21 protein-coding genes are annotated in these 25,518 nt (G+C 48.2%); 9 read left to right on the top strand and 12 right to left on the bottom strand.

Going from position 1 to position 25,518, the window contains the following annotated elements; all coding sequences use genetic code 11:
* Positions 1-14 precede the first annotated feature (14 nt).
* Positions 15-227, top strand: coding sequence for a hypothetical protein (locus tag MPB2EB_RS03035; RefSeq protein WP_185182385.1), 213 nt, complete (start codon positions 15-17; stop codon positions 225-227).
* A gap of 142 nt (positions 228-369) precedes the next feature.
* Positions 370-825, top strand: coding sequence for a CesT family type III secretion system chaperone (locus MPB2EB_RS03030; RefSeq protein WP_185182384.1), 456 nt, complete (start codon positions 370-372; stop codon positions 823-825).
* A 37-nt stretch (positions 826-862) separates the two neighbouring features.
* On the opposite strand, the gene MPB2EB_RS03025 is transcribed toward MPB2EB_RS03030, so the two are convergent.
* Both MPB2EB_RS03025 and MPB2EB_RS03020 read right to left on the bottom strand, forming a co-directional pair.
* On the bottom strand, positions 863-1,483 hold the full coding sequence (locus MPB2EB_RS03025; RefSeq protein WP_185182383.1) for a hypothetical protein: 621 nt from the start codon (positions 1,481-1,483) through the stop codon (positions 863-865).
* A 118-nt stretch (positions 1,484-1,601) separates the two neighbouring features.
* Positions 1,602-2,468: a hypothetical protein gene (locus tag MPB2EB_RS03020; RefSeq protein ID WP_185182382.1), complete on the bottom strand. Its 867-nt coding sequence runs from the start codon at positions 2,466-2,468 to the stop codon at positions 1,602-1,604.
* A gap of 320 nt (positions 2,469-2,788) precedes the next feature.
* Between MPB2EB_RS03020 and MPB2EB_RS03010 the strand changes: the two genes are divergently transcribed.
* The 5 genes from MPB2EB_RS03010 (at position 2,789) to MPB2EB_RS02990 (ending at position 8,489) form a co-directional block, all read left to right on the top strand.
* Positions 2,789-3,541: a GNAT family N-acetyltransferase gene (locus tag MPB2EB_RS03010; RefSeq protein ID WP_232534477.1), complete on the top strand. Its 753-nt coding sequence runs from the start codon at positions 2,789-2,791 to the stop codon at positions 3,539-3,541.
* A 127-nt stretch (positions 3,542-3,668) separates the two neighbouring features.
* Entirely contained in the window at positions 3,669-4,400 is a 732-nt protein-coding gene (locus tag MPB2EB_RS03005) for a response regulator transcription factor (protein ID WP_185182379.1), read from the top strand.
* 193 nt (positions 4,401-4,593) lie between these two features.
* Positions 4,594-5,448: a hypothetical protein gene (locus MPB2EB_RS03000; RefSeq protein ID WP_185182378.1), complete on the top strand. Its 855-nt coding sequence runs from the start codon at positions 4,594-4,596 to the stop codon at positions 5,446-5,448.
* A 614-nt stretch (positions 5,449-6,062) separates the two neighbouring features.
* A complete protein-coding gene (locus MPB2EB_RS02995; protein ID WP_232534476.1) occupies positions 6,063-6,770 on the top strand; it encodes a hypothetical protein in 708 nt (235 codons plus the stop codon).
* Between the two features lie 261 nt (positions 6,771-7,031).
* A complete protein-coding gene (locus MPB2EB_RS02990) occupies positions 7,032-8,489 on the top strand; it encodes an AraC family transcriptional regulator (protein WP_185182376.1) in 1,458 nt (485 codons plus the stop codon).
* Positions 8,490-8,684: 195 nt separating this feature from the next.
* Here the strand turns inward: MPB2EB_RS02990 and MPB2EB_RS02985 are convergent, their stop codons facing one another.
* The 5 genes from MPB2EB_RS02985 to MPB2EB_RS02960 form a co-directional block, all read right to left on the bottom strand.
* Entirely contained in the window at positions 8,685-9,428 is a 744-nt protein-coding gene (locus MPB2EB_RS02985; RefSeq protein WP_185182375.1) for a hypothetical protein, read from the bottom strand.
* Positions 9,429-9,676: 248 nt separating this feature from the next.
* The gene (locus MPB2EB_RS02980) at positions 9,677-11,683 is read right to left on the bottom strand and encodes an ATP-dependent DNA helicase (RefSeq protein WP_185182632.1); all 2,007 of its coding nucleotides are present in this window, start codon (positions 11,681-11,683) and stop codon (positions 9,677-9,679) included.
* Between the two features lie 10 nt (positions 11,684-11,693).
* Entirely contained in the window at positions 11,694-12,206 is a 513-nt protein-coding gene (locus MPB2EB_RS02975; protein ID WP_185182374.1) for a hypothetical protein, read from the bottom strand.
* Between the two features lie 423 nt (positions 12,207-12,629).
* Positions 12,630-15,104 (bottom strand): pentapeptide repeat-containing protein, encoded by a 2,475-nt coding sequence (locus tag MPB2EB_RS02965; RefSeq protein WP_185182372.1) that lies wholly within the window; start codon positions 15,102-15,104, stop codon positions 12,630-12,632.
* 267 nt (positions 15,105-15,371) lie between these two features.
* Positions 15,372-15,989 (bottom strand): hypothetical protein, encoded by a 618-nt coding sequence (locus tag MPB2EB_RS02960; protein WP_185182371.1) that lies wholly within the window; start codon positions 15,987-15,989, stop codon positions 15,372-15,374.
* Between the two features lie 118 nt (positions 15,990-16,107).
* On the opposite strand from MPB2EB_RS02960, the gene MPB2EB_RS02955 reads away from it, so the two are divergent.
* Together MPB2EB_RS02955 and MPB2EB_RS02950 are read left to right on the top strand one after the other, a co-directional pair.
* Positions 16,108-16,395 (top strand): hypothetical protein, encoded by a 288-nt coding sequence (locus tag MPB2EB_RS02955; protein ID WP_185182370.1) that lies wholly within the window; start codon positions 16,108-16,110, stop codon positions 16,393-16,395.
* 3 nt (positions 16,396-16,398) lie between these two features.
* Complete coding sequence (locus MPB2EB_RS02950) at positions 16,399-18,702, top strand: Tex family protein (RefSeq protein WP_185182369.1); 2,304 nt, start codon at positions 16,399-16,401, stop codon at positions 18,700-18,702.
* Between the two features lie 31 nt (positions 18,703-18,733).
* On the opposite strand, the gene MPB2EB_RS02945 is transcribed toward MPB2EB_RS02950, so the two are convergent.
* From MPB2EB_RS02945 to hflK, 5 genes are all read right to left on the bottom strand, one after another.
* Positions 18,734-20,587 carry a potassium transporter Kup gene (locus MPB2EB_RS02945; RefSeq protein WP_232534503.1) on the bottom strand — a complete coding sequence of 618 codons (1,854 nt, stop codon included), beginning with the start codon at positions 20,585-20,587 and terminating at the stop codon, positions 18,734-18,736.
* A 124-nt stretch (positions 20,588-20,711) separates the two neighbouring features.
* Positions 20,712-22,055, bottom strand: coding sequence for an adenylosuccinate synthase (locus MPB2EB_RS02940; RefSeq protein WP_185182367.1), 1,344 nt, complete (start codon positions 22,053-22,055; stop codon positions 20,712-20,714).
* Between the two features lie 33 nt (positions 22,056-22,088).
* Positions 22,089-23,240: an ATP phosphoribosyltransferase regulatory subunit gene (locus MPB2EB_RS02935; RefSeq protein WP_185182366.1), complete on the bottom strand. Its 1,152-nt coding sequence runs from the start codon at positions 23,238-23,240 to the stop codon at positions 22,089-22,091.
* 17 nt (positions 23,241-23,257) lie between these two features.
* Positions 23,258-24,184, bottom strand: a complete 927-nt coding sequence (hflC, locus tag MPB2EB_RS02930; RefSeq protein ID WP_232534475.1) for a protease modulator HflC — start codon at positions 24,182-24,184, stop codon at positions 23,258-23,260.
* Positions 24,168-25,469: an FtsH protease activity modulator HflK gene (gene hflK, locus MPB2EB_RS02925; RefSeq protein WP_185182364.1), complete on the bottom strand. Its 1,302-nt coding sequence runs from the start codon at positions 25,467-25,469 to the stop codon at positions 24,168-24,170. Before hflK ends, hflC begins: the two co-directional genes overlap by 17 nt.
* Positions 25,470-25,518: the final 49 nt, after the last annotated feature.

Raw genomic sequence — 25,518 nt, 5'->3', positions numbered from 1 at the left:
TATAGGAGTCAATCATGGGTACAGCAGCAGCATTAATGGGCGGTTTAAATATGGGGCAAATGCTAGGAAAAGCCGGCCAAACATCCAGTAAGATGAGTGGCATGCACAACGCGCAAATGCAACTCGCCGGGCAGTCTATGCAGGAAAACTTCGAGAGCAGTCTGATGCAGACGTTGTCGGGTGTTGTGCAGGCCGGCAGCGAAGCGATGAAGTCAGCCGCTCGTTAAGGCGCGATTAAGGGATCAACCTCCCCATGGCGCTTTTGCCAGCGAGAATTGGGGCCACTTAATTCTCGCTGGTTTTTTATTATTCTTTATACTATCGTTTTTTCTCACAGCTGCATGAAGTCTACTACCGGTTAAGCCGATCATGAGCGTTGAGCGTTACGAATCATTACTCGGCGAATTATGCCAAGCAGTCGGGTTACCCGACCTGCAGCACGTTCTCGAAACCCGCTCAATCGAAGTCGAAGGGTTTGACGTGCAATTAGAGCATATCGAGGAAGACCCTGACGCCGTTTATCTGAATTTTCATTTTGGCACAGTGACCGCTGGGCGCACTCTAACCGTATTCAGGTTGATGCTTGAGGCTAATTTACTGATTTATGCGCAAGACCAAGCGCAACTTGGCCTAGATCCAGATTCTGGCGGGATTATTTTAATTGTGCGCGTCGTCATGACCGATGATGTAACCGGCGATTGGCTCGCTGATTTGCTCACTCACTATGCGGAACATGGGCGCTACTGGCAGAAAAACATCTTTGAATCGACTGATGAAATGTTTGAAGGAATTGCCGCTGGTCAGTTTCAATGGATTAGAGCATAAAAGTGCGCTTCTAACGCGCTCGTTTCTGACCGGCAGGTTACGCTCTTATAAAGGGGACCAATGAGACATGACCCATCTGCAGACCATTCTGCACAAAGTCTCGGCTCACAGCCTCGGTCATTTGTGCCATATAGCCATTTGGCAATGCGAGCATTAACTGCGAAAAAAGCTGCATCATCATCATGCGGCACATTTTTTCTATCTGCGTGACTTCTTCGATTTCGCCAAATTCAGTAGGGTCTATCCCCGCGGCTTTAAGTGCGGCTTCTATTTTAGCTTTATTAAATTGCTCTACGGCTTCCGCATCTTGGACCTGGCCATTGATTCCTTCAAATAAAGAAGGTGACTCATCAGCCGCATAGGCGGCAGATAAGCCATTATTTGATCCAGCATTGCCCCGCATCCCGCGCCTTTGCGCCAGATGAGGAACATGATGCCCTTGAGTCAAGACATTTTGAGCAGGATTCCAAGTAAAACCTGATGAGATTGCCAGTTTTCTGAGTTTCGCACTGGACAACTCAAAAAATGGAATCAGCAACGGAGATAGAGCGTGGGCCTTATCATCAGCCCCAGGAGCTAAACTAGGATCCGAGCGGTATGTCCGCTCTAAAGCAGGCCTTGACAACTCAACCATGCTAGGTGAGATACTCGTATCCATAGCCTACTCCATTCTCAACATGCCACCACCGTCATTGCATGATGCCCTTTGTCTAACACTGCAACCATGGTTTGGATTAAGCTTCTGACAAAGTTCACATACAGGGTTTGCAATGCCATTATTTACTTGCTGCCGCCACCATCGCATGATTCCCTTTATCTAACACTGCAGCCATGGTTTGGATTAAGCTGCTGACAAAGTTCATATACATGGATTGCAATTCCATGACTTGCTGCATCATCTGTTGCATCGCGTGGTGCTGCTGCGCATGGAAATCATGTGGAGCCACCCCCGGAGGTGGGCCAAATGGAGGCGCATACTGCGTTTGACCAGGTTTATGCGTTCCAGCCTCAGGCTTAAGTTCGGCGGCACCGTTTTGTATATGCTTTTCTAAACCTTCACGTAATGCATGCGTAAACGCCGTTGTTTTCTCCTCGTTCGTTTTTGGCGATTTCATGATTTCTTGAAATTTTTCGCCTAAAAGCTCATGGAAATTGACTTTAGAAAGATCCAGGCTTGGATTTGCATTGAACTTACCTTCACTCGATAATTGCTCCATAGCCTGCACAAAAGCCTGTCCCATCATCTTTTCTGCTTCGACTCTCTGTGCCGGCGTGAACGTTACTTCGGCAGATTTTGCAATTTTAAAAGCCTCCGTTTTTTCTTGCTTAAACCTGGCTCTAAAATCCTCGAGAGTCGCGGCATGAGTTCCAATCGACGACAGACTATTACTGCGGCGTGGAGACTTTGCAAATCCCGGCCTAGTCGCGCCAGTTGAACCTGCTCCGAGCGCTGGCATACTATTACGCCGATCCAGAGGCCTACCGGAGGTAACATTCGCACTCAATCCAGCTAATTGTCCTACCTGCTTGCTGGATGAGGTACTCGTTCTATCTTGAGTCGATTCAGTGTGCGCCGTACCAAGCCCATTGTTTATTACCTGCGATGAGGTTGAGTTTGACAACGACGAGATGGGACCAGACATCATATGCTCCATTCATTAATTCAGTGGGTAGACTCACTTAAAAATCTCAATCATGCAGACTACATAAGCGCTGTGGTTTTCATTAGCTTTATAAACCGCTGCGCCATTCCGGCCGACCTCTAATGCGAAGCAATTGCACACAATACGAAAGATCTCCCCTGCGCGCCTAGATTTTCCTCTGTCCACTCACCCCTCGCCTTAAATTTTTCGCCGTTCAATGCTTATATTCGCTTGCCGCCGTGTATCCCCGCAAGAATGTAAAACAATAAATCAAACCTGGTCGTACGGCTTAAGTCATCCCCCATCGATACGGAGCTTCTATGTCCCCATTTTGCCCTCCCGAGCATTTCGAAACTGATCAGATGTCCGCTGACCCATTCCAACCGAGAGATGCACAGCAATTATTCGATAATTTGCTAAGCGATCCACGCGTCACAGAATACTTACCGCTGGTCACCCACACCTCCCTCGAGCAAACCCGACTTTACATACGCCTATGCACTATCGGCTGGAATTATGGGCATGCCTATATGTGGGCGCTTAAGGATCTAGAACTCCAGCAAATTGTAGGGGTGCTCGAGATGCGCGCTACGCTGCCACGGATTGAGTTCGGTCTGATGACCTCGCAAAAAGCGGGCATGAAACGCTTTCGCCCAGCGCTAGAAATATTTCTCAAAGCCCTCAGATGGGCCAGCCGGCAGGATGGCGTATACCGCATACAAGTGACCTGCGATCCCAACGGCAAATCAGCCAGTTGCGTCGAACGCTTAGGCTTTGTATACGAAGCTCACTTAACTCACTGGGAGGCACGCCCAGCGCGCAACCCGCCGCTGGGCGATATGCTGATGTTCTCAATGCTCCACCCTTTCACTCAGCTCACCAAGCTTTTCGAGGATGAATCTAGCCCCACTCAAAGCAGCGGCGCAGAGCTTATCTTGAACAACAATGTATCAAAAAATATTGTCACGCCAACGGCCACAGCCCCTATAGCGAAGAATGTTTTAGAAACCGAACTTTTCCCAAGTTATAGTAAATTGCAGCCCGTAACATCTGGTAACAGCAAGACTTTATAGCCGGGATTAAATTTTCAACAGCGCCACACATTAATGAACCGTTTTACTACGGCGCGAGGAATAGCCCCCAAAAGCTCTGGCTAATGGAGTTCACTGAACCGAACTGGAGAATACTGTGAAGGTAGCTGTGCTAACAAGAAATGAGCGCCTCTTCAGGCTGGTCTGCGATGCATTCGCAGGTGAAAATGTAATCTGTTCATCATTTGCAGAAGATCTTGCGCTAGTACGCGAGCTTCCTCGACAAACCTTCAGCCTGATTCTGATTGATGCCAATCACGGGCAATATGCATCGCACCATCCACTCAGCTCATGGCGCGAATGTTATTCAGATCGCCGTACGCCAGTGATTGTGATCGAACAATTTTTCAATTTGGATAACTTAAAAGATACCTTGGCTTCAGGCGCGGATGATGTCGTATTTGGGCCGGTCAACCCTCGTGAACTCAATGCACGCGCCCACATTTTGCTCAACCGTAACAAAGCACGCGACCAAAGTTCCGCTCAAATTGAAACGAATGGTTACGTGCTAGATAAACGGAATGGTTCAGTCTTTGCCAACGGCCACGCGATTCGGCTGACCTCAAGAGAATTTGCGATTGCCTGGCTTTTGTTCTCAAATTTGGGGAATTTTTTAAGCCGACAACAGATTTCTGAAGCCATCTGGGGCAATTACGAAGATATAGTAGGCCGCACGCTTGAGCAACATATTTACAAGTTACGTAAAAAACTGGACCTGAACGAAACCTCGGGCGTTCAGCTCAAGACAATTTATGCGTTTGGTTACCGACTTGAAGCCATACAAACAGAAAAAAAGTCTGGCGCTAGTGCGAGCGCATCTGTAGCGAGTTTTTGTTACTAAGTAGCACTCACAGCTCACGCACTAGAAAACCCTGCGTGAGCTGCCCTCTCATTTTGATTCGTAAGCTATCTCAATTATTCGCTTCAGTGCTAGTGACATAATCTATACCCTCTACTATAAATAACTAGTACAGAGTATTTTCAATCGCAGATTTTTTGATTCACGCCCTCATTCAATACTAGCGGAGCAATTTATGTTAAACGTCAACGGGAAAACTCATACCTCCGCTCAAATGGAGGATACAAATAACACATCACAAAGCGAAATCAAGAAAAAATCATCTAGTCAAACCAAACCAACTGGACATTCTAGCCTACTCAGTAAGCTGAAATTACCTTTCAAGATAAAAAATCTATCTGAAAATAATAAAATACCAAAAAAAGAAACACAAAAAACACAAAAAACAAAAAATACAGAACCTTTTTTTGACACTCCAATTAATTTTGTGAGAGCAAGCAACAGCACAATTAAATCTAAAAAAGAAACACCTATTAAAGTCGCAACAATGCTTTTTGAGCAAGAACTAAAAGATATCAAGATAGATAATCCCACGGTAAACCCATGGGGAAATCGTATTTATCAAATATACAAAAAACATATAGAAGAAATAAAAATTAATGATTATTTTAAAATTTTGAAAGAAAAAAAAGAAATTGTAATTGATCAAAAATCATGGGATAGCGACGAATACACAATGTACAGAAAAGAAATTGAGGCCAGAGGCATCAACCTATACATTAGCGCTGGCCGACATTTATATAATCCACGTTATTCAGACAAAACCATTATACGCAATTCCCCAAACCGTCTATTTTTCTCAATAAAAAATGATAAAACGCAAACAACGATACCAATAAAAGTTACTATCGCACCAATTGATTTTAGCAAAAAAACCATACCGCCCGCCAAAAATACCTCATCCCAAGAATTAGGAACGCCTTCGAGCAAGAGCAAATACGAAACAGACATAAATACACTTTCAGATGAAGAATTTGAAAAGAAGATGGATAACTATATATCAGACGATATAACTAAAATTTACGAATAAAACCCACTTGACGACACAACGAAAATTGATAAGCCCAAATCTCAGATCGCCGTACGCCAGTGAGTGTAATCGAACAATTTCTCAATTTGGATCACTTGAAAATTACCTTAGCAGCAGACACGGATGATCTCGTATTTAGGACATCAATCCTCATAAGCTGAATGCGCGCGCCTATATTTCCTCAACCGTAACAAAGCGCGCGACCAAAGTTCAGCTCGTATTAAAACCCATGATTACGTCCTGAACAAACGTAATGGCTCTATCTTTGCCAGCGACCACGCTATTCGGATAACCTCGCACTCTTCTAATTTCAAGAGTTAACTTTTAAAGCATGCCTACTTCTTATAATTCCTAAAGATTTTCCAGGATATCGTGAAACAGAAAAATTTAAAATACTTTCAAAAATAAAATACCGAACCTTATTAAAACCCATACAAATCATTATTAATATGAGATTGATTCCCATAGCCACACAAGGATATTTCTAATTTCCCCCTTCGCAAATTACTTTATTTATTCGCATACCTATCATTGACATGATGTAGATTACTTACCATACATGGCTGAAACCGATCAATAAGCTATTCATTTTTACATAAACTCAAATCACATTTATGGAGTTATCTATGTTTAGACCTATAATTAATACGATTAAAGCCCATTTCACAGCCTCACCTAACTCTCAAGGCCCAACCCCGACGGATACCACTGTAGAAAGAAAAAAACAGCGCTCTATGCTCAAAGCATCATCTCCTATAAGTGGAGCACCTAATAACACGATCAATCAGGCCGCAAAGAATAAGGCTCAATCTAAAAACCAACTACAATATGAAGACCCATTTTCTAAAATGATAAGAGTTTCTAATAAATATTATACACGCAAAACGCATCAAGAAAATCAAGAAAATCAAGAAAATCAAATTTTTAACTCACATAAATCAGAAATTTCTAATTTATATAAAGCAGCACTTCATGATTTATACCAGAATGAAGTTAAACCAATGGATAATAACACCCACTCAAAACTCATGAAAAATTTATCAGAAAAAGAGCGCGATTTTTATTTTCAAATTTTAAGTTATCTCGCCCCTATAAAAATAAATCAGCGCTTATTAAATGATCCAAACCATCAAGAATATATACTTGAATTAAAATCAAGAGGCATAGAAATATTCAGAAAACCCCCTCCTGAAGGATTTTATGATGACTTATTGGAATATTCAGATCAGAGTGATACAGAAAGTTCATCAAAATATAGCAAAGAAATACATGATACTCTAGCGCAGCAGTATCAACCAAGTTATCACAAACCACAAAATTAAGAATTTTTATGCGTGACCTCTGAAACTAAAAACCTACCTCCCTCCCTTTACTGATTCTCAGAAATACTCTATCTACCCCTGTCTACCTCCCATAGCGAAGCATCTCATCTGCTACGGGAGCCCGCCTTTCCTCCCTCCAATTCTAAACAAAACAAAACAACAAAGATTTTTTGAAAATCTCCACCTAGCTCAGGTCTAGCATGGTTTATGTCAGGCAGCGTTGCCAGCTGAGATGAATAAAAACCGATTTCATCTTTAATCATGACGCTAGGTTCGATGTTAGGAGATGACATGTTCTGGACAGTGTATTTCCCAATGATTTCGGTGCTCAGCACCAACGAACCCAATAGCACCCTCAAAGAGATGGTGTTTAACGCTAAGGTACGCGAAGCTTTACTGTTTGCCGGTAAGCGTACCGACGGCGAGCGGCACAGCGTATCGGCTGACATTTTGTCCGAAGATTTCAGAATAAGCGGCGATTTTCAACTCACGCTCGGGCGCTTTGAAGAGGCAGAAGAAAGCTTGCGCAAATCAAGCCGCTTAATTCGTCATTCCAAATCCGTGTTGCGTATTCGCTCCTGCCGCAATACCGGATGGCAAGCTTTCTTTTTGCATCGCTTCAGCACTGCTCTGAGTTGCTTTACGCGTCTTTTAAATGAAAGCGAACTCAGTGTGCCACACCGGCTTGAAGCGCTAACCGGCACGGCTCTTATACTGCATACCCTGGGCTACTTGAACGAAGCCTACCGGTATCTGGATGAAATGCGCGCCCTTGCCTTAAGAGAACAACTTGAAGATTGGCAACAGCTCGTCCATACGATCAATTTTGATTTTACGGTTCAGTATGAACTGCGGCAGTCGCCTCAACTGACTGATCATGTGTATTGGCAAGTGGCGGCAGCTAATTTTATGCCACCTGCATTGGAGAGTTTACCGGTCAAAGTCATGACCTCAGATTTATTAACGCGCCGGCTTGATTATCTGCGCCAACTTCATGCCTTCGCCCTCGGCTCGGCTGATGTGGCCAACCAACTGCAAGCACATTTAAATTGGGCTAACGCCGCTGAATTGGATTTGTACCAACGCACGGTCCGGGTTGAAATTGCGCTTGCCGCGCTAGCGACTGATGCCACCCGCCTGGCGCAAAGCTTGCTGAATTTCAATCATTTTGGCCAGGGTTTACGCCATACAGTAGTACACAATAATATTGAGTATTTTTACTGCCTGGCTAAAGCATGTCAGCAAATTGGCCGGATTGAAGAATCCATGCACCATTATGGACGTTATGCGCTCTTGGCAATGCAATCTATGCGCACTGCCAGCTTGCCCGCAGATTTTCATTCTCAGCAACGCGTACGCAATACCGCTCATACGCCGTTAGATGATGTCTGTGCCCGCCTGCCGGGTAAATATCGCCGCGCCTACACCTATTTGTTGGGCAATTTAAGTCGGCCCGATTTGTCAGTACGCGAAGTCGCAGCTCATATTGGCGTTACCGAGCGCGCCTTACAAATGGCATTCAAAACGTATGTTGGATTGTCGCCGACCGAAGTCATCCGGCGTCAACGCATGGAGCGGATTCGTAATGATCTGCTGAATGAGGCAGGGGCATCAATTGCCGATGTGGCGGAGAAATGGGGGGTGCAAAATCGCTCCACGTTGGTGAATGGTTACCGTAAAGAGTTTCAGGAAACGCCTTCTGATACGTTGATGCATTAGCCATAAAAGTCACATTAAACCCGCAGTAGGCATGCGCTGGACTGCGGGTTTTAATGTAAGTAGATATAGGTATGTAATAAACGATGCGCGTAGAGTCAAGGTTTTCTTTATCCTAACGACCGTGTGCATAAGCCAAGCGAGTTACTAGAAAACTCTGGAGTTTCACTACTGTGGTGTGTCAAGCGCCATGGCGCTTTATAAATTTGTTGCCAAGTGCAAAGATACTTTATTATCTTGCGCTCTAGTTTTATCCATTTGTTGACGAAAACCAGATAAAGCCTCATACATTTCGTCGCTCATAGTAGCTTGCCGAGTAGCTGCACAAAGCAAAAAATAATCATGATTAAAAAATAGTTCTCGTATTTCCTCGTTTGATTCACTCTGTCTGAATATCTGCTTGATAAAATCTATATCATCGCTCTCTATAATCATCTTAATTAAATTCGCCTGTTGCGCTTGATTAACCATTTTAACGATATGCTCAGCACGGCTCTTTTCTGCTGGTGATATTTCATTATTATCTCTAGTCCTGAGAACTTTTAACCATGTTTTAGTAAAATCTAGACCAGACTTTTCTCTGATGGGATGAGATGAACTCTCAAACCGCTCTGGATTTTCTGATACCTCATTTCCATCTATATTTCTTAGCGCTTCTAACCCCTTCTCAATGAGATGAGGGTCATCATGCTCTGCACCTATCCTACATAAAAGCTCGAACTGCACTCGCTCACCTTGCTTAAATAGACGATCAGCGAAAGCCATTCTTTCCGGTGATGCCTCATCTTCATCTTCCTTCTTATTGATTAATCCCCCTAAATTTTTAAGTCTTTCGAAAACGCTACTGGAAAGTGATGACTGACTTCCTCTTCGATTTTGAAATGCATGCGCTTCTTTAGCAGAAGGGGGGAAAGAGTGTAAACGTATTGGCTTGGTAAACATGATATTTTCTGAGAAGATCCAGCGCTGATAGAATCAGCCTTTTACAGAGCATGCTGAACATAAAGCACGCTGAGGTTAAGGCTGTATGACATCAGATCGATAGAAACAAAGAGCAGTGCTTTTATCTTTAAAACACCGAAGTAAAAGCAGCAAAAAAGAATTTGCTACTACAATAAAGTTTAACGATGCGAAGCAAACTTCACCGCCCCGGCACGAATTGGGGTTTGAATACGCGAATCATGGATGATTCACATATGCTCTGCTTCGTCAAAAAACGCCTGTACCTCACTCAAGTCACGCGTACGTTTAAACGCTGGCAAGCTCTGCCAAATCCGTCGCCCATACGGTTTATCCACCAAACGCGCATCACAAATCATCAATACGCCTCGATCTGTTTCCGCCCGAATCAAGCGGCCCGCACCTTGTTTTAAGGCAATCACCGCCTGCGGTAATTGATAATCAGAAAATGGACTCAGCCCTTGTTGCTCAAGCAATGCAAGCCGTGCCGCAAGCACCGGATCATCCGGTGGCGCGAACGGCAATTTATCAATGATGACCAAGGACAACGCGCCACCACGGACATCCACACCTTCCCAAAAGCTTTGGCTCCCCACTAAGATGGCATTGCCAGATTGCTGAAAACGCTCCAACAATTCTCCTCGACTGGCTTCCCCTTGCACCAATAATGGAAAATTCCATGCCCGCGTTTGACTGACTGTGCGTAGGCGCTGCGCAATTTGGTTGACGGCGCGCAACGTAGTGCATAACACAAAGGCGCGCCCACCTGCTGCCTCAAGCACAGGTAAAATGGCCTGCCAAAGCGCATCGATAAAATTAGGCGAAGCGGGCTGCGGCAAGCTTTGCGGCACATATAACAAAGCTTGCTGAGCGTAATCGAAAGGGCTGGGTAAACTCATTGAGCGGTCTGCCGCCAGCCCCATTTGCGCGGCATAGTGTTTAAAATCCCCTTTCACCGACAAAGTCGCCGAAGTGAAAATCCACGCGCGTGGTGCGCCCGCGCGCTGCTTCTCAAAAATCGGGGCGATTGATAATGGCGTGATATGCAATTGCACCGTGTATGCAAAAACTTCGACCCAGCAGACTTTATCTGTTTGAGCCGGCGCGATGGTCTGAAAATTTTTCAGCGCAGCATGCAATTCACAGGCGCGCCGCAAACAGGCTGCAAGCGGCTCAGCCCGTTCGGCTTGAGCCGCCAGTGTAACGATTAAGGTGTCAAGTTGAGCCGTTAAAGTAGCCAACGCCTCATGTAAAGGGTGATCAGGTGCGAGTTGGGCCAATGGCAGTTTAATGTTTGACGGCTCAAAGGCGAGCCGTACATCGCGTGCAGCTTGCTTCAACATCGCTCCTAAATCGACCCAATCCGCCGCATCCCGCGCAGATTGAAGGCCCTCTGCCGTCATATCTCTAGCCAATTCTAGAAACTGGTTAGTCGAAGTGACCTCGCCAAAAAAGAGCGTAGCGATGGCAGGTAGTTGATGCGCCTCGTCAAAGATAATGGTATTCGCGCTCGGTAATAGTTCGGCCACCCCACCTTCGCGCAACATAATATCGGCAAAAAAAAGATGATGATTGACCACGACTATATCAGCTTGCTGCGCTTCACGGCGCGCCCGCATCACAAAACATTCTTTATAGTGCGAACATTCCTGACCGAGACAGTTTTCGCGCGTTGAGGTGACGGATTCCCAGATTGGAGCCGACTCAGGTACCTGGGCTATTTCTGCTTTGTCTCCGCTGTGCGTGATTTTGCTAAAGCGGATAATTTCGCGTAAATGGACAGCGTCTTGCGGGGTGGGCAAGCTGCCGCTCTGAGCGGTGCGGTGCAGATAATAATGGCAGATGTAATTAGCCCGACCTTTGAGAATCGCAACCGATACAGGGGCACTCAGCGCGTCTCGCACCAACGGAATATCGCGCGCAAAGAGCTGGTCCTGCAAATGCTTAGTGCCCGTCGATAGAATGACTTTGCCACCCCACAAAAGGGCAGGAATCAGATAAGCGAAGGTTTTACCTGTACCGGTGCCCGCCTCAACCAGCAATGTGCTGTCGTTGTGCGTGCCGCTTTCGATTGTAGCGGCGACGGCTTGCGCCATCGTCAATTGGGCGGCGCGCGGGCGATAGCCGGTTAGCTTGCGCGCTAACGATCCATCAGCCGCAAACATTTGCTCAAGCTGAGCGGTGTGTTGCGTCATCCAGCCACTTGCTGGCTCAGTTTCATTGGGCGGTATCTGCATCCGGCTTATGCTACTGCGGCGCTGAGCGGAGTGCTTTACGCTGGTTTGCCGCTCGTTGCTTTGCGTTATAGCGCGCCACATGCTGCGCGCTGCGTGCAGATTGCAAACGCGCTTGCTCTAGCTTACGCCGCTGCTCAGCCTGTTTATCGTCGTACCGTGCCTGGTTGAAGCGCTCTTGCACTTTACGTTGCGGTAAAGCAGCCGCTTCTTGCGCCTGGCGCTGTGCTAAATGTTCGGCATATTGCTGTGCCCGCAGCGCGCGCACTTCACGCTCAAGCGTTAACTGATCACTCCGTAGCGCGGCGCTATCGGCGCGCATCTTTGCCCGGGCTTTGTTAAGACAATAATTAACAAAAAAGCGTGAGTAGCAATGATGCTGCTCAAATGCGTAGCGGTAATCTAATTCAGCTGCGCGCTGATCAAGCGCTGCTTGGCGTGTGTCAAACGCAGCTTGCCTACTCTCCTCAGCGCGCGCGCCTAAAGACAGTACAAGAAAAATAAGAGCAAAGAATGAATAGAACATATAAGAATTCTAACGCGTTCTGGGTTTGAGGTAGGATTGATTTGGTGGATGCCATTACAGCGGAGCGCCTGGCCAATCTCATCTCCGTATTCTGCATTATAAGCTGGCGTATCTTTTGAATGACCATGCTACATCGAACGGCACCAGATCTATCAGCCGAAATCGCGCTCACGCCTTCTGAAATGCAGCGGCTCGATCAACGGGTTAAAGATACCCCGAAAACCTCAAATGCCAAGCCTCTTACACGATACATTATTAAGCTCGCCCAACTGGGCGGCTATATGGCCCGCGCCAACGATACTCCTCCAGGCAACACCGTTATCTGGAGGAGTATGCGAAGACTCATCGAGATACAGATCGGCTTTGAACTTGCTCAAAGTTGTGGGTCATTGCAAGGGTCGTGGTGTTCTTACCGTGGAGTTCTTACTTTTCTTCTAATGCCTCTCTCTGCTTGAGTAGTCGCTCATTAACCTCGCTTAAGCCTTCCACTCCTTCCATTAACAATCCTCTTACCGTCAAAAAATTATGGCCCGTACTCCAGCTAAAATGCACCTTATAGTCCCCATCCTCTTTTCTTAATTCCCATTGCCGTACTGATTTATCAAGACTACCTATCCCTAAATAGTGAACACCGCAGACCTCTTTCCAGGAAAGGCTTGCCACTGGACCACTATCCTGAATAAGGATTTGGCACTCACCCGTTTGGACATCCCACAGAAGGACCGTATGGTCCTCGCTCCCCGACACAATCTGAGCGCCGCTAGGCAAATACGCCAAACTAGAAACACCACCAATATGGCCTTCTAAGGTGAAGCCAGCAGTTCCATTTTCTGTGTCCCACAGACGCACCGTATTGTCCAAACTCCCCGACGCTAGCTGCGCTCCGCTCGGCGAATACACCACGCTCAAAACAACATCTGTATGGCCTGCTAAGGTGAGGCCCGCAGTTCCATTTGCCGCATCCCACAGACGCACCGTCTTATCCGCACTCCCCGACGCTAGCTGCGCTCCGCTCGGCGAATACACCACGCTCGAAACAGCATCTGTATGGCCTGCTAAGGTGAGGCCCGCGGTCCCACTTGCCACATCCCACAGACGCACCGTCTTATCCGCACTCCCCGACGCCAGCTGCGCTCCGCTAGGCGAATACACCACGCTCGAAACAGCATCTGTATGGCCTGCTAAGGTGAGGCCCGCGGTCCCACTTGCCACATCCCACAGACGCACCGTCTTATCCGCACTCCCCGACGCCAGCTGCGCTCCGCTAGGCGAATACACCACGCCATAAACACCATAAATATGGCCTTCTAAGGTGAGGCCCGCGGTTCCTCTTGTCGCGTCCCACAGACGCACCGTATTGTCATACCCCCCCGACGCTAGCTGCGCTCCGCTCGGCGAATACACCACGCTCAAAACAATATCTGTATGTCCTGCTAAGGTCAAGCTCGCGGTTCCGCTTGCTGCGTCCCACAGACGCACCGTCTTGTCATAACTCCCCGACGCGATCTGTGCTCCGCTCGGCGAGTACACCACGCTATAGACAGCATTAGTATGACCTTCTAAGGTGAGGTCCGCGGTTCCACTTGACGCATCCCACAGACGCACCATATTGTCCTGACTCCCCGACGCTAGCTGCGCTCCGCTCGGCGAATACGCCACGCTCGAAACAGCACCTGTATGGCCTGCTAAGGTGAGGCCCACGGTCCCACTTGCCGCGTCCCACAGACGCACCGTCTTGTCACTACTCCCCGATGCTAGCTGCGCTCCGTTAGGCGAATACACCACGCTCCAAACAGCACCTGTATGGCCTGCTAAGGTGAGGCCCACGGTTCCACTTGCCGTGTCCCACAGACGCACCGTATTGTCCCGACTCCCCGATGCTAGCTGCGCTCCGTTAGGCGAATACACCACGCTCAACACAACATTTGTATGGCCTGCTAAGGTGAGGCCCGCGGCTCCACTTGCCGCGTCCCACAGACGCACCGTATTGTCACTACTCCCCGACGCTAGCTGCGCTCCGCTCGGCGCATACACTACGCTATTAACACAATCCGTATGACCTTCTAAGGTATAGATTTTTTCCCAATTCGAGGTCCTATACACGCTGATCTTACCGTCATAGAGACCTACCGCATACCTTTTCCCATCCGGTGAATACGCACCGGAAAATACTTCGCTCTCTTCTTGCAAATACGCCCATTCGCCAAACTGCACGCCTTCCATCTGCGCTCTGCTTAAATTCGCCTCACGCAGCCAGCTCGTGCAAAACTTCACTCCCCTTAAATCCGCACCTTGCAACTGCGCGGAATCAAACATCCCATAACTTAAGTCTGCCCCAGACACGCGTATCCCTTTGAGGTCTTTACTATTGAACCGCATACCCGCTTTCACTAACAACGTCAGTGCGTTAGCGGCTACAGCTTGCACCTCTTCTGTTTTCGACCTTTCCACCCAGTTCAATAATTTCTCTTTTAACTGTACATCCTGTTGGACTCTTTCTTGTAAAAGTCTAAATATCTCTGCATCGTTAACAAGACTTACCAACTCAAAAAGTGCAGTTTTCTCCATAATCTGTTCGAATTGCCCTGCGTCCGATAACTTTTGCAATTGACTCAACGCAAATTTCTTTAACCCTTCGTCTGAGCTTATGAGAGACCCTTGATATTGGGATTGAATCTTTTCTTTGATTAGATGCAGCTTCAAAGCAGGCGCTTCTATAGGCTCACCATTACAAGTTACTGTAGTTAATACTTTAAACAAAGCCTGCCGACTCGAAAAATCCAACAGCTTTTCTATTTCCTCTCGAATTTCTAACGGCAGTAAGAGGAACGATGGTTTTACGGTCTTTTGTGCCACTGGATAATGCGTTACAGCAGAATTCGAAATGGAAGTGAGCATCAATATTTTCTTATTTAAAAGCTTCGTTCAAATCATCCCAGTCAGCCTGGGTCCCTTTCAACCCACGATATGAGCCATCGAATTTTACAGGTATCCTTCGACACAATTGAACAAAATTTCTGAAATACTTCGTAGTGCTCAAATTCAGACCATGGGCGCTCTAAAAAAAGTTATTCGCCGCCAGAATGGCTTGGATAAGGTTATGTGTTAGTCCAGATCAGATCTGACAGCGCCTCTCGTCAAACCGAGTCAATGTCAGATTACTTCTCAATTACCTTTGAGAAATATAAGAGCTATTTCATAAACTTTCCCATACTGAGTATCAAGCTGGCCCGCCTTATCCGATTGCTCTCTCAATTTCTCTAAAAATAGAATTTGTTCATTTTCTACGCTCTCTCCATTTTCTTTACGGCGACACAGATCGCTGATGAATCTTTTGATTTCTTTAATACTTCCATTTTCCACTACATTACAAATACTCTTCTTATTGTCATCTATTAATTCAAGCTCAGCTATACTATTAATCTGACTAGGTGTACAAGAAATAACTTCAGCTCTCCGCTCAGTTTCCTCGAAATTATCTAGAATAATTTCTTGCCTAAGTTTGGAAGGGTGCTGTTTTTGACTCGTATTGAATTCAGTTTGACCTCCATTCATTTTTTCCATAAGCCTTTTCGCCCCTACGTTTGAGCTTTTACCTTTTGGCTTGCAAATATTCACGCCTGAGTAGGTGCAACGCAATATGCGGGGCCCATTGTTACGTAAGTGCTCTCTGGCCTGCTTTGTATTTTGTAGCTCCTTGACAATCTCTTCTTGTCCCTTAAGCTGACCTTCTCTAATCATTATTTTTATTTCTTCAAAACTATAGTGATTAGTTACTAGCATTCAATAAAACTCCTTAAATTATCTATGGTTTCTGAAGCGAATATTTCCCATAGGATAAAATCATGCCGAGAGCCAAGCTCTTAGCCAAAACTAACCAGCATGATTTATAAAATTGAAGATGAACCCTGCATCAGGGCAAATTAATAAAACACTCGCACAGCACCGCTCGCACCCGAAAAAATCCATCAAAAATGAATTGGCTAGCGCATTAAAGTCTAATTATGCGAACTGGTTTTTGCAGTCCTTGCGCGAATTTATGAATAAATCAACGAACTTACAGCCTTTTTGGCTGGGGCTCATTCATCTTAAAGTTTCGGTTCTCTATGGCAATCCTCTAGGTTGCTTGGCTCTCTATGGCAAAATAGCGGTCTTAGCCTGCTGGCTTTTCTATGAATTAAATCTTTGACTTATGACGGATAACATTACGCTCGCTCTGATCCAACGCATTGCCACTGAACTTGCCGTTGCGCCACAACAAGTTGCAGCAGCGGTGCAATTGTTAGATGGCGGTGCTACAGTCCCTTTTATTGCTCGCTATCGTAAAGAGGCAACCGGTAATCTTGACGATACCCAATTGCGCACCTTGGATACGCGGCTGTTATATTTGCGTGAACTCGAAGCGCGGCGCGCCACCATTTTGCACAGTATTGAAGAGCAAGGCAAACTGACGGATCCTTTGCGCCATGCAATTAACACAGCGGAGAGTAAACAATTATTAGAAGATCTCTATTTACCGTATAAACCCAAACGTAGGACACGCGCGCAAATTGCCCGCGAAGCTGGGCTTGAGCCACTCGCGCAAGCCCTTTTAGCAGATCCAACGCTAGATCCACAACACGAGGCAGAGCGCTTTGTGAACGCCGAGCAGAATATTCCAGATACTAAAACTGCGCTGGATGGTGCGCGCGATATTCTGACGGAACAATTCGCTGAAACCGCAGAACTCCTCAGCCAATTACGGGATTACTTATGGCAGCAGGGTATTGTGTCAGCTACCGTGGTGGAAGGTAATACGCAAGATGAAGGCGAGAAATTCCGGGATTACTACAATTATGCGCAAAGCATTCATAAGATACCGTCGCACCGCGCGCTGGCCCTGTTTCGTGGGCGGAGCGCAGGGGTGTTGCAAATCAAGCTGAGTTTAGATGAAGCGCTTGAGATGCAAAAGCCGCATCCCGGCGAAGCGCTGATTGCAGCGTATTTTGGCATTACGCAACGCCAACGAGCTGCCGATGCCTGGCTGGCCAACGTGTGCCGCTGGTGCTGGCGCGTCAAAGTTCAACCCCAATTAGAAAATGAGCTACTCACGCGCTTGCGCGAGCAGGCTGAGCAAGATGCGATCCAAGTCTTTGCGCGCAATTTAAAAGATCTCCTGTTAGCCGCACCGGCCGGTCCGCAAGCCGTGATCGGTCTTGATCCAGGGTTGCGCACCGGGGTTAAAGTGGCGGTAGTGGACCGTACGGGTAAATTACTCGCAACCGATACGATTTATCCACATGAACCCCGGCGTGATTGGGACGGCGCGCTGGCCAAATTAGCGCGCCTGGCTCAGACAACCCAAGCCAGTTTGGTCAGTATTGGCAATGGCACCGCTTCGCGTGAAACGGATAAGCTGGTGAGCGAACTCATCCAGCGCCATCCTGCATTAAAGCTGCAAAAACTGGTGGTCTCAGAAGCTGGAGCTTCGGTTTATTCTGCATCTGAATTTGCCGCTAACGAATTTCCTGAGCTCGATGTTTCGCTACGCGGCGCAGTCTCGATTGCGCGACGTTTGCAAGACCCGCTCGCTGAGTTAGTCAAAATAGACGCGAAGGCAATTGGCGTTGGCCAATATCAACATGATGTGAATCAACGCGAACTTGCACGCACCTTAGATGCTGTTGTCGAAGACTGCGTGAATGCAGTTGGCGTCGATTTAAATACGGCTTCTACTGCGCTACTGGCGCGAGTCTCTGGGTTAAATAGTACCCTCGCGCGCAATATTGTCGATTATCGCGACTTAAATGGCCCTTTTGCAGCGCGCACGGCTCTGAAGCAAGTGCCTCGTTTAGGCGAAAAGACCTTCGAGCAAGCGGCAGGGTTTTTGCGGATTCATGGCGGCACGAATCCGCTAGATCAATCGGCGGTGCATCCAGAAGCTTACCCTGTGATTGAACGCATTCTTGCAAAGCTGGCGCAACCGATTGCGGCTCTGATTGGCAAACGTGAAATATTGGCAAAGCTTACGCCGAGTGAATTCGTTGACGAGCGCTTTGGGCTGCCCACCGTACGCGATATTCTGGTTGAGCTTGAGAAACCCGGCCGTGATCCACGCCCCGAATTTAAGACCGCGCATTTTCGGGAAGGCATTGAAAAGCTGAGTGATTTAGCGCCAGGCATGGTGCTAGAAGGGGTTGTCACCAATGTTGCTGCGTTCGGCGCCTTTATTGATATTGGCGTTCATCAAGATGGTTTGGTGCATGTTTCTGCTATGTCGAACCGCTTTATTAAAGATCCACATGAGATTCTCCAAGCGGGGCAAATTGTGCGCGTAAAGGTGCTTGAGGTTGATGCCAAGCGGCAGCGTATTGGATTGACGATGAGACTCTCGGATGAAGGCCAGAGTGCTAAAAGCATTCCACCGGCCGCGACGTTCCGCAATCCGCAGCGGCATGAACGTAAACCAGAGCCTAGCAGCGCGATGGCCGCTGCATTCGCTAAACTTAAGCGTTAAATCAAGCGTGCCGTTGCCTTAAAAAGCGTGGTCAGATCTCAATTTTTGTGCCTAACTCCACTACTCGGTTGGCTGGGATGCTAAAGAAATCGCTTGGCTTTGCCGCATTTTGATGCATCCATGCAAAAAGGCGCTCGCGCCAAATTGACATGCCTGGCAACTGAGTAGGAATCACCGTCTCACGAGCCAAAAAGAATGACGTATCCATTAACTCAAATTGCATATTATGTTGCGTTTCAAGCAAGTGGAGTATGGCTTTTACGTCCGGTGTTTCATTAAAGCCATAATCCGCGCGCACCGCAAAGATGCCGCCTCCGAGTTCTTTCAAATCAAGGCGATGCTGCTCATCAATATAAGGAATGTCGTGCGTAACAAAGGTCATCAAAACAGTGCGCTCATGCAGTATTTTGTTATGCTTTAAATTATGCAAAAACGCCACGGGTACGAATGTATCACTGCCGGTCAAATAAATTGCATTACCTGTAACGCGATGGGGAGGCGAGCTCAGCAGACTTGCAATAAAAGGAGATAATGCAATGCCGTCCGCCGCTGTGCGCGCTTTTAAAATATGCCGACCTTTATGCCAGGTGATCAATAGGAAAAACAAAACTCCGCCAATCGATAGTGGCAACCAGCCACCCTCAGCGATTTTAAGCAAATTCGCGCCAAAAAAGCCTAAATCAATGGTCATAAAAATAAGGCTGATGATGGCGACGCATAACTTATTCCACTGCCATAGCTTTAACATGACAAGGCAAGCCAAGAGCGTGGTGATGACCATCGTTGTAGTCACGGCAATGCCATACGCAGCGGCCAAATTCGCCGAGCTTTTGAAACTCAGGACGATGCAAATAATCACGACGAGCAAGAGCCAGTTAATCAGCGGAATATAAATTTGCCCAATGGTTTGGTCTGACGTATGTCTGATTTTCATGCGGGGTACATAACCCAGCTGAATCGCTTGCTTGGTCAATGAGAAGGCACCGGAAATCACCGCCTGCGATGCAATTACAGTAGCCAGCGTGGCAAGCGCCACCAGAAATGGCAGAGCCCAGTGCGGAGCCAATAAGTAGAAAGGGTTAGCGATCGCTTGCGGATTGGCCAGCAGTAATGCGCCTTGCCCAAAGTAATTCAACACCAGCGCTGGCATCACAATACCATACCAGGCGCGCCGGATTGGCCGCGCGCCAAAATGCCCCATATCCATATACAGCGCTTCGGCGCCCGTCAGGACGAGAACGATTGAACCGAGCACAATATACGCTTGCAGCATATGCTCAGAGATAAAACGCAGCGCGTAGATCGGGTTAAGCGCGTTGATTACCATCGGGCTCTGCGCGATTTGCCAAATGCCTAATGCGGCAAGCGTGACAAACCATAGGAGCATAATTGGACCAAAGAGTTTACCAACGACCTCGGTGCCATGGCACTGCAACCAGAATAAGATCACCAGAATCGCTACAGTAATCGGCAGTACAAACTGCGCTAAATGGGGTGCGGCTAAGCGCAATCCTTCAACCGCAGACAGCACTGAAATGGCCGGGGTAATCACTGCATCGCCATAAAACATGCAGGCCCCGAAGATGCCCAACATAGTCAGTAATGCAGCCGCTTTAGAGCCGCGGCGCAGACAGCGTAAACCCAGTGCCATTAAGGCCAGCACGCCTCCTTCGCCATGGTTGTCAGCACGCATGACAAAGAGGACATACTTCACCGCCACCACCATCACAATGGCCCAAAATAGCAGTGAGATCACTCCCAGCACCGAGTGCGCAGTCAGCGGGATGCCATGCGCGGGGTTAAAGGCTTCTTTTAATGCATAAAGTGGGCTAGTCCCAATATCGCCAAAAACCACGCCAAGCGCCGCCGCTATGATGACAGGCATCGATTGCTTGCGCTGCGACGTATCTGCTGGATTGCCTTGAGCCATCAAACCCCTCCTTTATTTTTTACGCTAGCAAGATCACCCCGGTGCAATCAGTCTGCATTTTGTTTAATGCATTTTTATATTAGAGATTAAATGGATGGCGCCGCAAAATCGTCTCATCGCGCTCTGGACCGGTTGAGATCATATCGATCGGCACCCCCGTGATGGCCTCAATGCGCTGTAGATATTGACGCGCAGGCAATGGTAAATCGTCCCAAACCCGAATGCCAGCGGTACTTTGCCGCCAGCCAGCAAAGTTTTCATAAATCGGCTCACACTTGGCTGCGGCCGTCGCGCCTGGCGGCAGTAGCTCAAGCGAGCGGCCATTCATTTTATAGCCGACGCATAGTTTAATTGTCTCGAATTCGTCTAGTACATCAAGTTTAGTCAGGCATAAGCCACTGACGCCATTGATTTGCAGCGAACGCTTTAACGCCGCAGCATCCAGCCAGCCCGTGCGGCGCGGCCGTCCGGTGACCGAACCAAATTCCTTACCCGCCTTAGCCAGCGCCAAACCCTCTGCTACTTGCCGTTCTGGGTTATCCGCATCATAGAGCTCGCTTGGGAAAGGCCCAGCGCCAACGCGCGTACAATAGGCCTTAGTAATGCCTAGGATATAGTGCAATTGTTGCGGCCCAACACCAGCGCCTGAGGTGGCTGCGCCCGCGATGCAGTTACTGCTGGTGACAAATGGGTAAGTACCATGATCAATATCGAGCAAGGTACCTTGCGCACCCTCAAATAATAAATTATTGCCCGCTTGATTTTCCGCATATAGGCGAGCAGAAACATCAGCAACCATCGGTGCGAGTGGGTCAGCAAAAGCCAACATTGTGTCTAACGTTTGCTGATAATCAACCGGCTGTGCTCCTAGGTAACGGCTCAGCACGAAATTATGAAAATCAAGGTTGTCGCGCAGCCGCTCACTAAAGCTAAGCGGATCAAATAGATCCTGCACCCGTAAGGCGCGCCGACCCACTTTGTCTTCATAGGCCGGGCCAATGCCGCGTTTAGTTGTGCCAATCTTGCAAGTGCCGCCGCGCCACGTTTCACGGGCATGATCAAGCGCAATATGGTAGGGCAAAATTAACGTGGCCGCTTCAGAAATAAAGAGCCGGTCTCGCACCGCCAGACCGGCCGTTTCAAGCTCGCCAATTTCTTTCAACAACGCCTCGGGCGAAAGGACCACGCCATTGCCGATATAGCATTTCACGCCAGCGCGCATAATGCCTGATGGAATCAAGCGTAGGATGGTTTTTTGGCCACCAATAATCAGGGTATGGCCAGCATTATGCCCCCCCTGAAAACGCACCACGCCTTGCGCATGGTTAGTCAGCCAGTCAACAATTTTTCCTTTACCTTCATCACCCCATTGGGTGCCCACCACGACGACGTTGCGTCCTTGGTTAACTGCGCTGCCAGACATATTTGGAATCTTGAGTTGGATTAAAAATGAATACTACTCTTTCGCTTCAACCTGCCATTGGTCACCGTGTTGCACGAGAATCCGATCACAGGCAAATTCATCAAGGTCTTCGGCATGGCCTGGCAAAGCTTGGATCACAATCTCACCCCTTTCGCGCAAAGCGGCGATTTTTTCGCGCAGGGCGGTATCTTGCCGCCATGGCGCAAAAATTGCGCTGCTGCGCGCAGTGAGTGGTGAGAGGGTTACAAGCTCACGCAGATCCACAGAAAAACCTGTGGCCGCCCGCTCACGGCCATACACCGCACCTACTTTATCGTAGCGGCCTCCACGCGCAATCGCATTAGACGCCTGATCGACATAAACTGAAAACATCACGCCACTGTGATAGGCATAGCCGCGCAAATCCGCCAAATCAACCGTTACTTCAGCGCCCATTGCCTGCCCGGCAAGAAAACTGAGCTCATCAAGCGCGCGGGTAATGGCTGGCAAAGCCGGCAAGCGCGCACGCGCTACCTCGAGCACCGAGGCTGCTCCATATAACTGTGGCAGAGCAAGCAACGCGTCACGGATGAGTACGGGCAAGGCTGCGGTCAATAGAACCAACTGCGACCGGTTTTTACTCGCCAATGCACTTAATATCTTACCCTCAAGCGGCGCTGGCAACTTAACCTCGGCTAATAACGCCTGCAATACACCCGCATGACATAGGTCAAGCCGCAAGCGCGCTAAGCCGGCGAGCGCCAAACTATCCAGCATAAGCTGCTGAATTTCGGCGTCAGCTTCCAGACCCTCGTGTCCGTATAGTTCAGCGCCAATTTGATAAGGTTCGCGCGTCGCGTGTAGACCCGCTGGCCTAGTATGCAATACACTGCCGGCATAGCACAAGCGCGTGATGCCCGATCGGTTTAGCAAATGGGCATCAATGCGCGAAACTTGGGGTGTCATATCGGCTCGGAGTCCCATCGTCCGGCCAGAAAGCTGATCAACCAGCTTAAAAGTTCGCAAACCAAGGTCCTGCCCGGCGCCCGTTAACAACGACTCCAAATATTCAAGCAACGGGGGCATCACCAATTCATAACCGTATACGCGAAAGCGATCCAGCAAACGGCGGCGCAGCTCTTCAAGCTTGCGCGCCTCAGACGGCAAGAGGTCAGCAATATTTTCTGGGAGCAGCCAAGTAGACATCGATAACGCGCTCAAACTTAGGGCTTGCGACTTGGCATTCCTGCCGGATTGTGCATAAAGCGGAAGAAATCACTGGTTGGGTCAACCACGATTAGATCGCGCTCACGAAAGATCTGTCGGTAGGCATCAAGGCTTTTGTAGAAACGATAAAATTGCGGATCACGTCCGAATGCGCTGGCATAAATCGCCACCGCCTGCGCATCGCCATCGCCCTTAATCATCTGCGCTCGCTTGTAACCCTGCGCTAAGATTGTTTCGCGCTCACGTTCGGCGTAGGAACGTACTTGAGCCGCTTCAATTAAGCCCGCTGAGCGTAATTGCTGAGCCACCTCTGCACGCTCAGCACCCATCTGTTTATAGACTTCATCATTTGATTCTGCCGTAAACCCCAGATGAGTGATGCGTATATCTGCAATCTCAATGCCCCACTCGCGCGCCGCATGTGCGGTTTGCGTTTGCAACACAGAGATAATCTGATGATTGCTGTTAGCGGCTAATTCCGCCGCTGAGTATTGCCCGCGTTTTGCTTCGAGCGCTGTGTATGCCAATCCTAAGAGCTGGTTTTGCGCAGGCGCTAATTCATGACGAAAGCGGTTGAAATATGAGGTTGGGTCAGTAATGCGCCATTTAATATAAAGGCTGACGAATACTTCCTGGCGATCGGCTGTCAAATAGCTTTCTGGCTTTGAGCTGCTCGCAATTTGCGTCCGTTTGTCCAATAACATGACTCTGTTAAATGGCGCTGGCCACTTCCAATAAAGACCTGGAGCGCTAATGACCCGCTTGAAGTTACCTAGCCCGGAAACCATCACAGCAGATTGACGCTGATCCACGACAAACATCGTAGAGGCCACCAATCCTAGCGCAAATAAAAAGGTCATTAATAAGGCGATTCGGTTCATAGCAAGTTTTTGTTTTTTCACCGGCTTAACGTCCATCATCATTACGGTCTCGTGTGCGCGGCAACTCGCGGATAGTACGCATTGGATCTGCGCCCGCCGCAGGCATAGAGCGGGTTGTTTCTGGTGGTCGATCTTTAGCCAGCGCTGGCACCGTCGCCGCTGGCTGCCCAGCCGCATGAGGGGTACTCGCAGGCGGATTTATCGTGGCAGCCCCGTTGCTTTGGCTCGCATCAGGTGCTGTACTTTTAGACAGCGCACTATTTGCCAAAAGTTTATCAAACGGTAGATAAATCAGATTTTGAGCTGCTTTATTCTCTATCAACACTTTAGTTGCATCAGCGTAGATCTGTTGCATCGTATCCAAATACATATGCTCGCGAATCACCTGCGGGGCTTTTGAATATTCGGCAAGCACTTGCTTAAAACGCTCTGCATCGCCTTGCGCCTGAGCAATGACACGGGCTTTATGGCCTTCAGCCTCATTGATCATCTGCGCCACATCCGCGCGTGCACGCGTTAGAATTTCATGGCTATATGCTTCAGCCTGCTTATTTTGACGCTCATTTTCTTGCGTCACTTTCAGCGCATCGTCAAATGCCTCCTGTATCTGTGCTGGCAAGCGTATAGCTTGCATCGTCACGTCTTTAACGTGAATACCGGTGTGGTACAGATCAAGCACCTTTTGCAGACTTTGCTTGACTTCAAACCCCGTCGTTTCCTGGCTGCGAGAAAGCAAATCGTTGAGTTTGAGTTGGCTCAAGACCGTCCGAGCAGCAGCCTCACCAGCCTGCTCAATACTGACCCGCGCATCGATATTATTAAAGAGAAAAGCGTAAGCATCGTCGATCTGATACTGTACGGTAAAACGCGCATCAACAAGCTTACCATCCTGCGTCAGCATGGGCGAATTTTTAGCGCTAGACGCATTCTTGGAGCCGATTTCAACGGGTTGCACAGGCTTTAAATCAACCAATGCTGAGGACTGAAATGGATAGGGAAAATGCCATTGGAGGCCGGTCGAGGTAGTTGTATATTTATATTTCCCAAGCTGGCTAATCACGCCTGCCTGATCTTCGCCTACGATATAAACTCCACTGCCGAGCCAAAGCACGAGCGCAAAAGCCCCCCCCAGCCCAAGCTGATAATAATGGCTGTTTTTGCCACCCCACGGACCGCGTCCGCCGCTGCCCGACTCTTTCAGTCCAAACAAACGGCTTAAACGGCGGTTAAAATCGCGCCAAAGCTCATCCAAATCGGGGGGTTGATGGCGGCTATTCTCTGCCCCATCGAGATTCAGTCGTCGTCCTTGCAAACGTTTGAAGCCCATTTGTGTCCGCTGATACGCAACTGAAAACCACCCGCCGCTCAGAAGTGTT

It is taken from the genome of Mycoavidus sp. B2-EB, assembly GCF_014218255.1.
In the GTDB taxonomy this organism is placed as follows: Bacteria; Pseudomonadota; Gammaproteobacteria; order Burkholderiales; family Burkholderiaceae; genus Mycoavidus.
The sequence above is the reverse complement of the archived record's forward strand: the minus strand, read 5'-3'. Positions and strand labels throughout refer to the sequence as shown.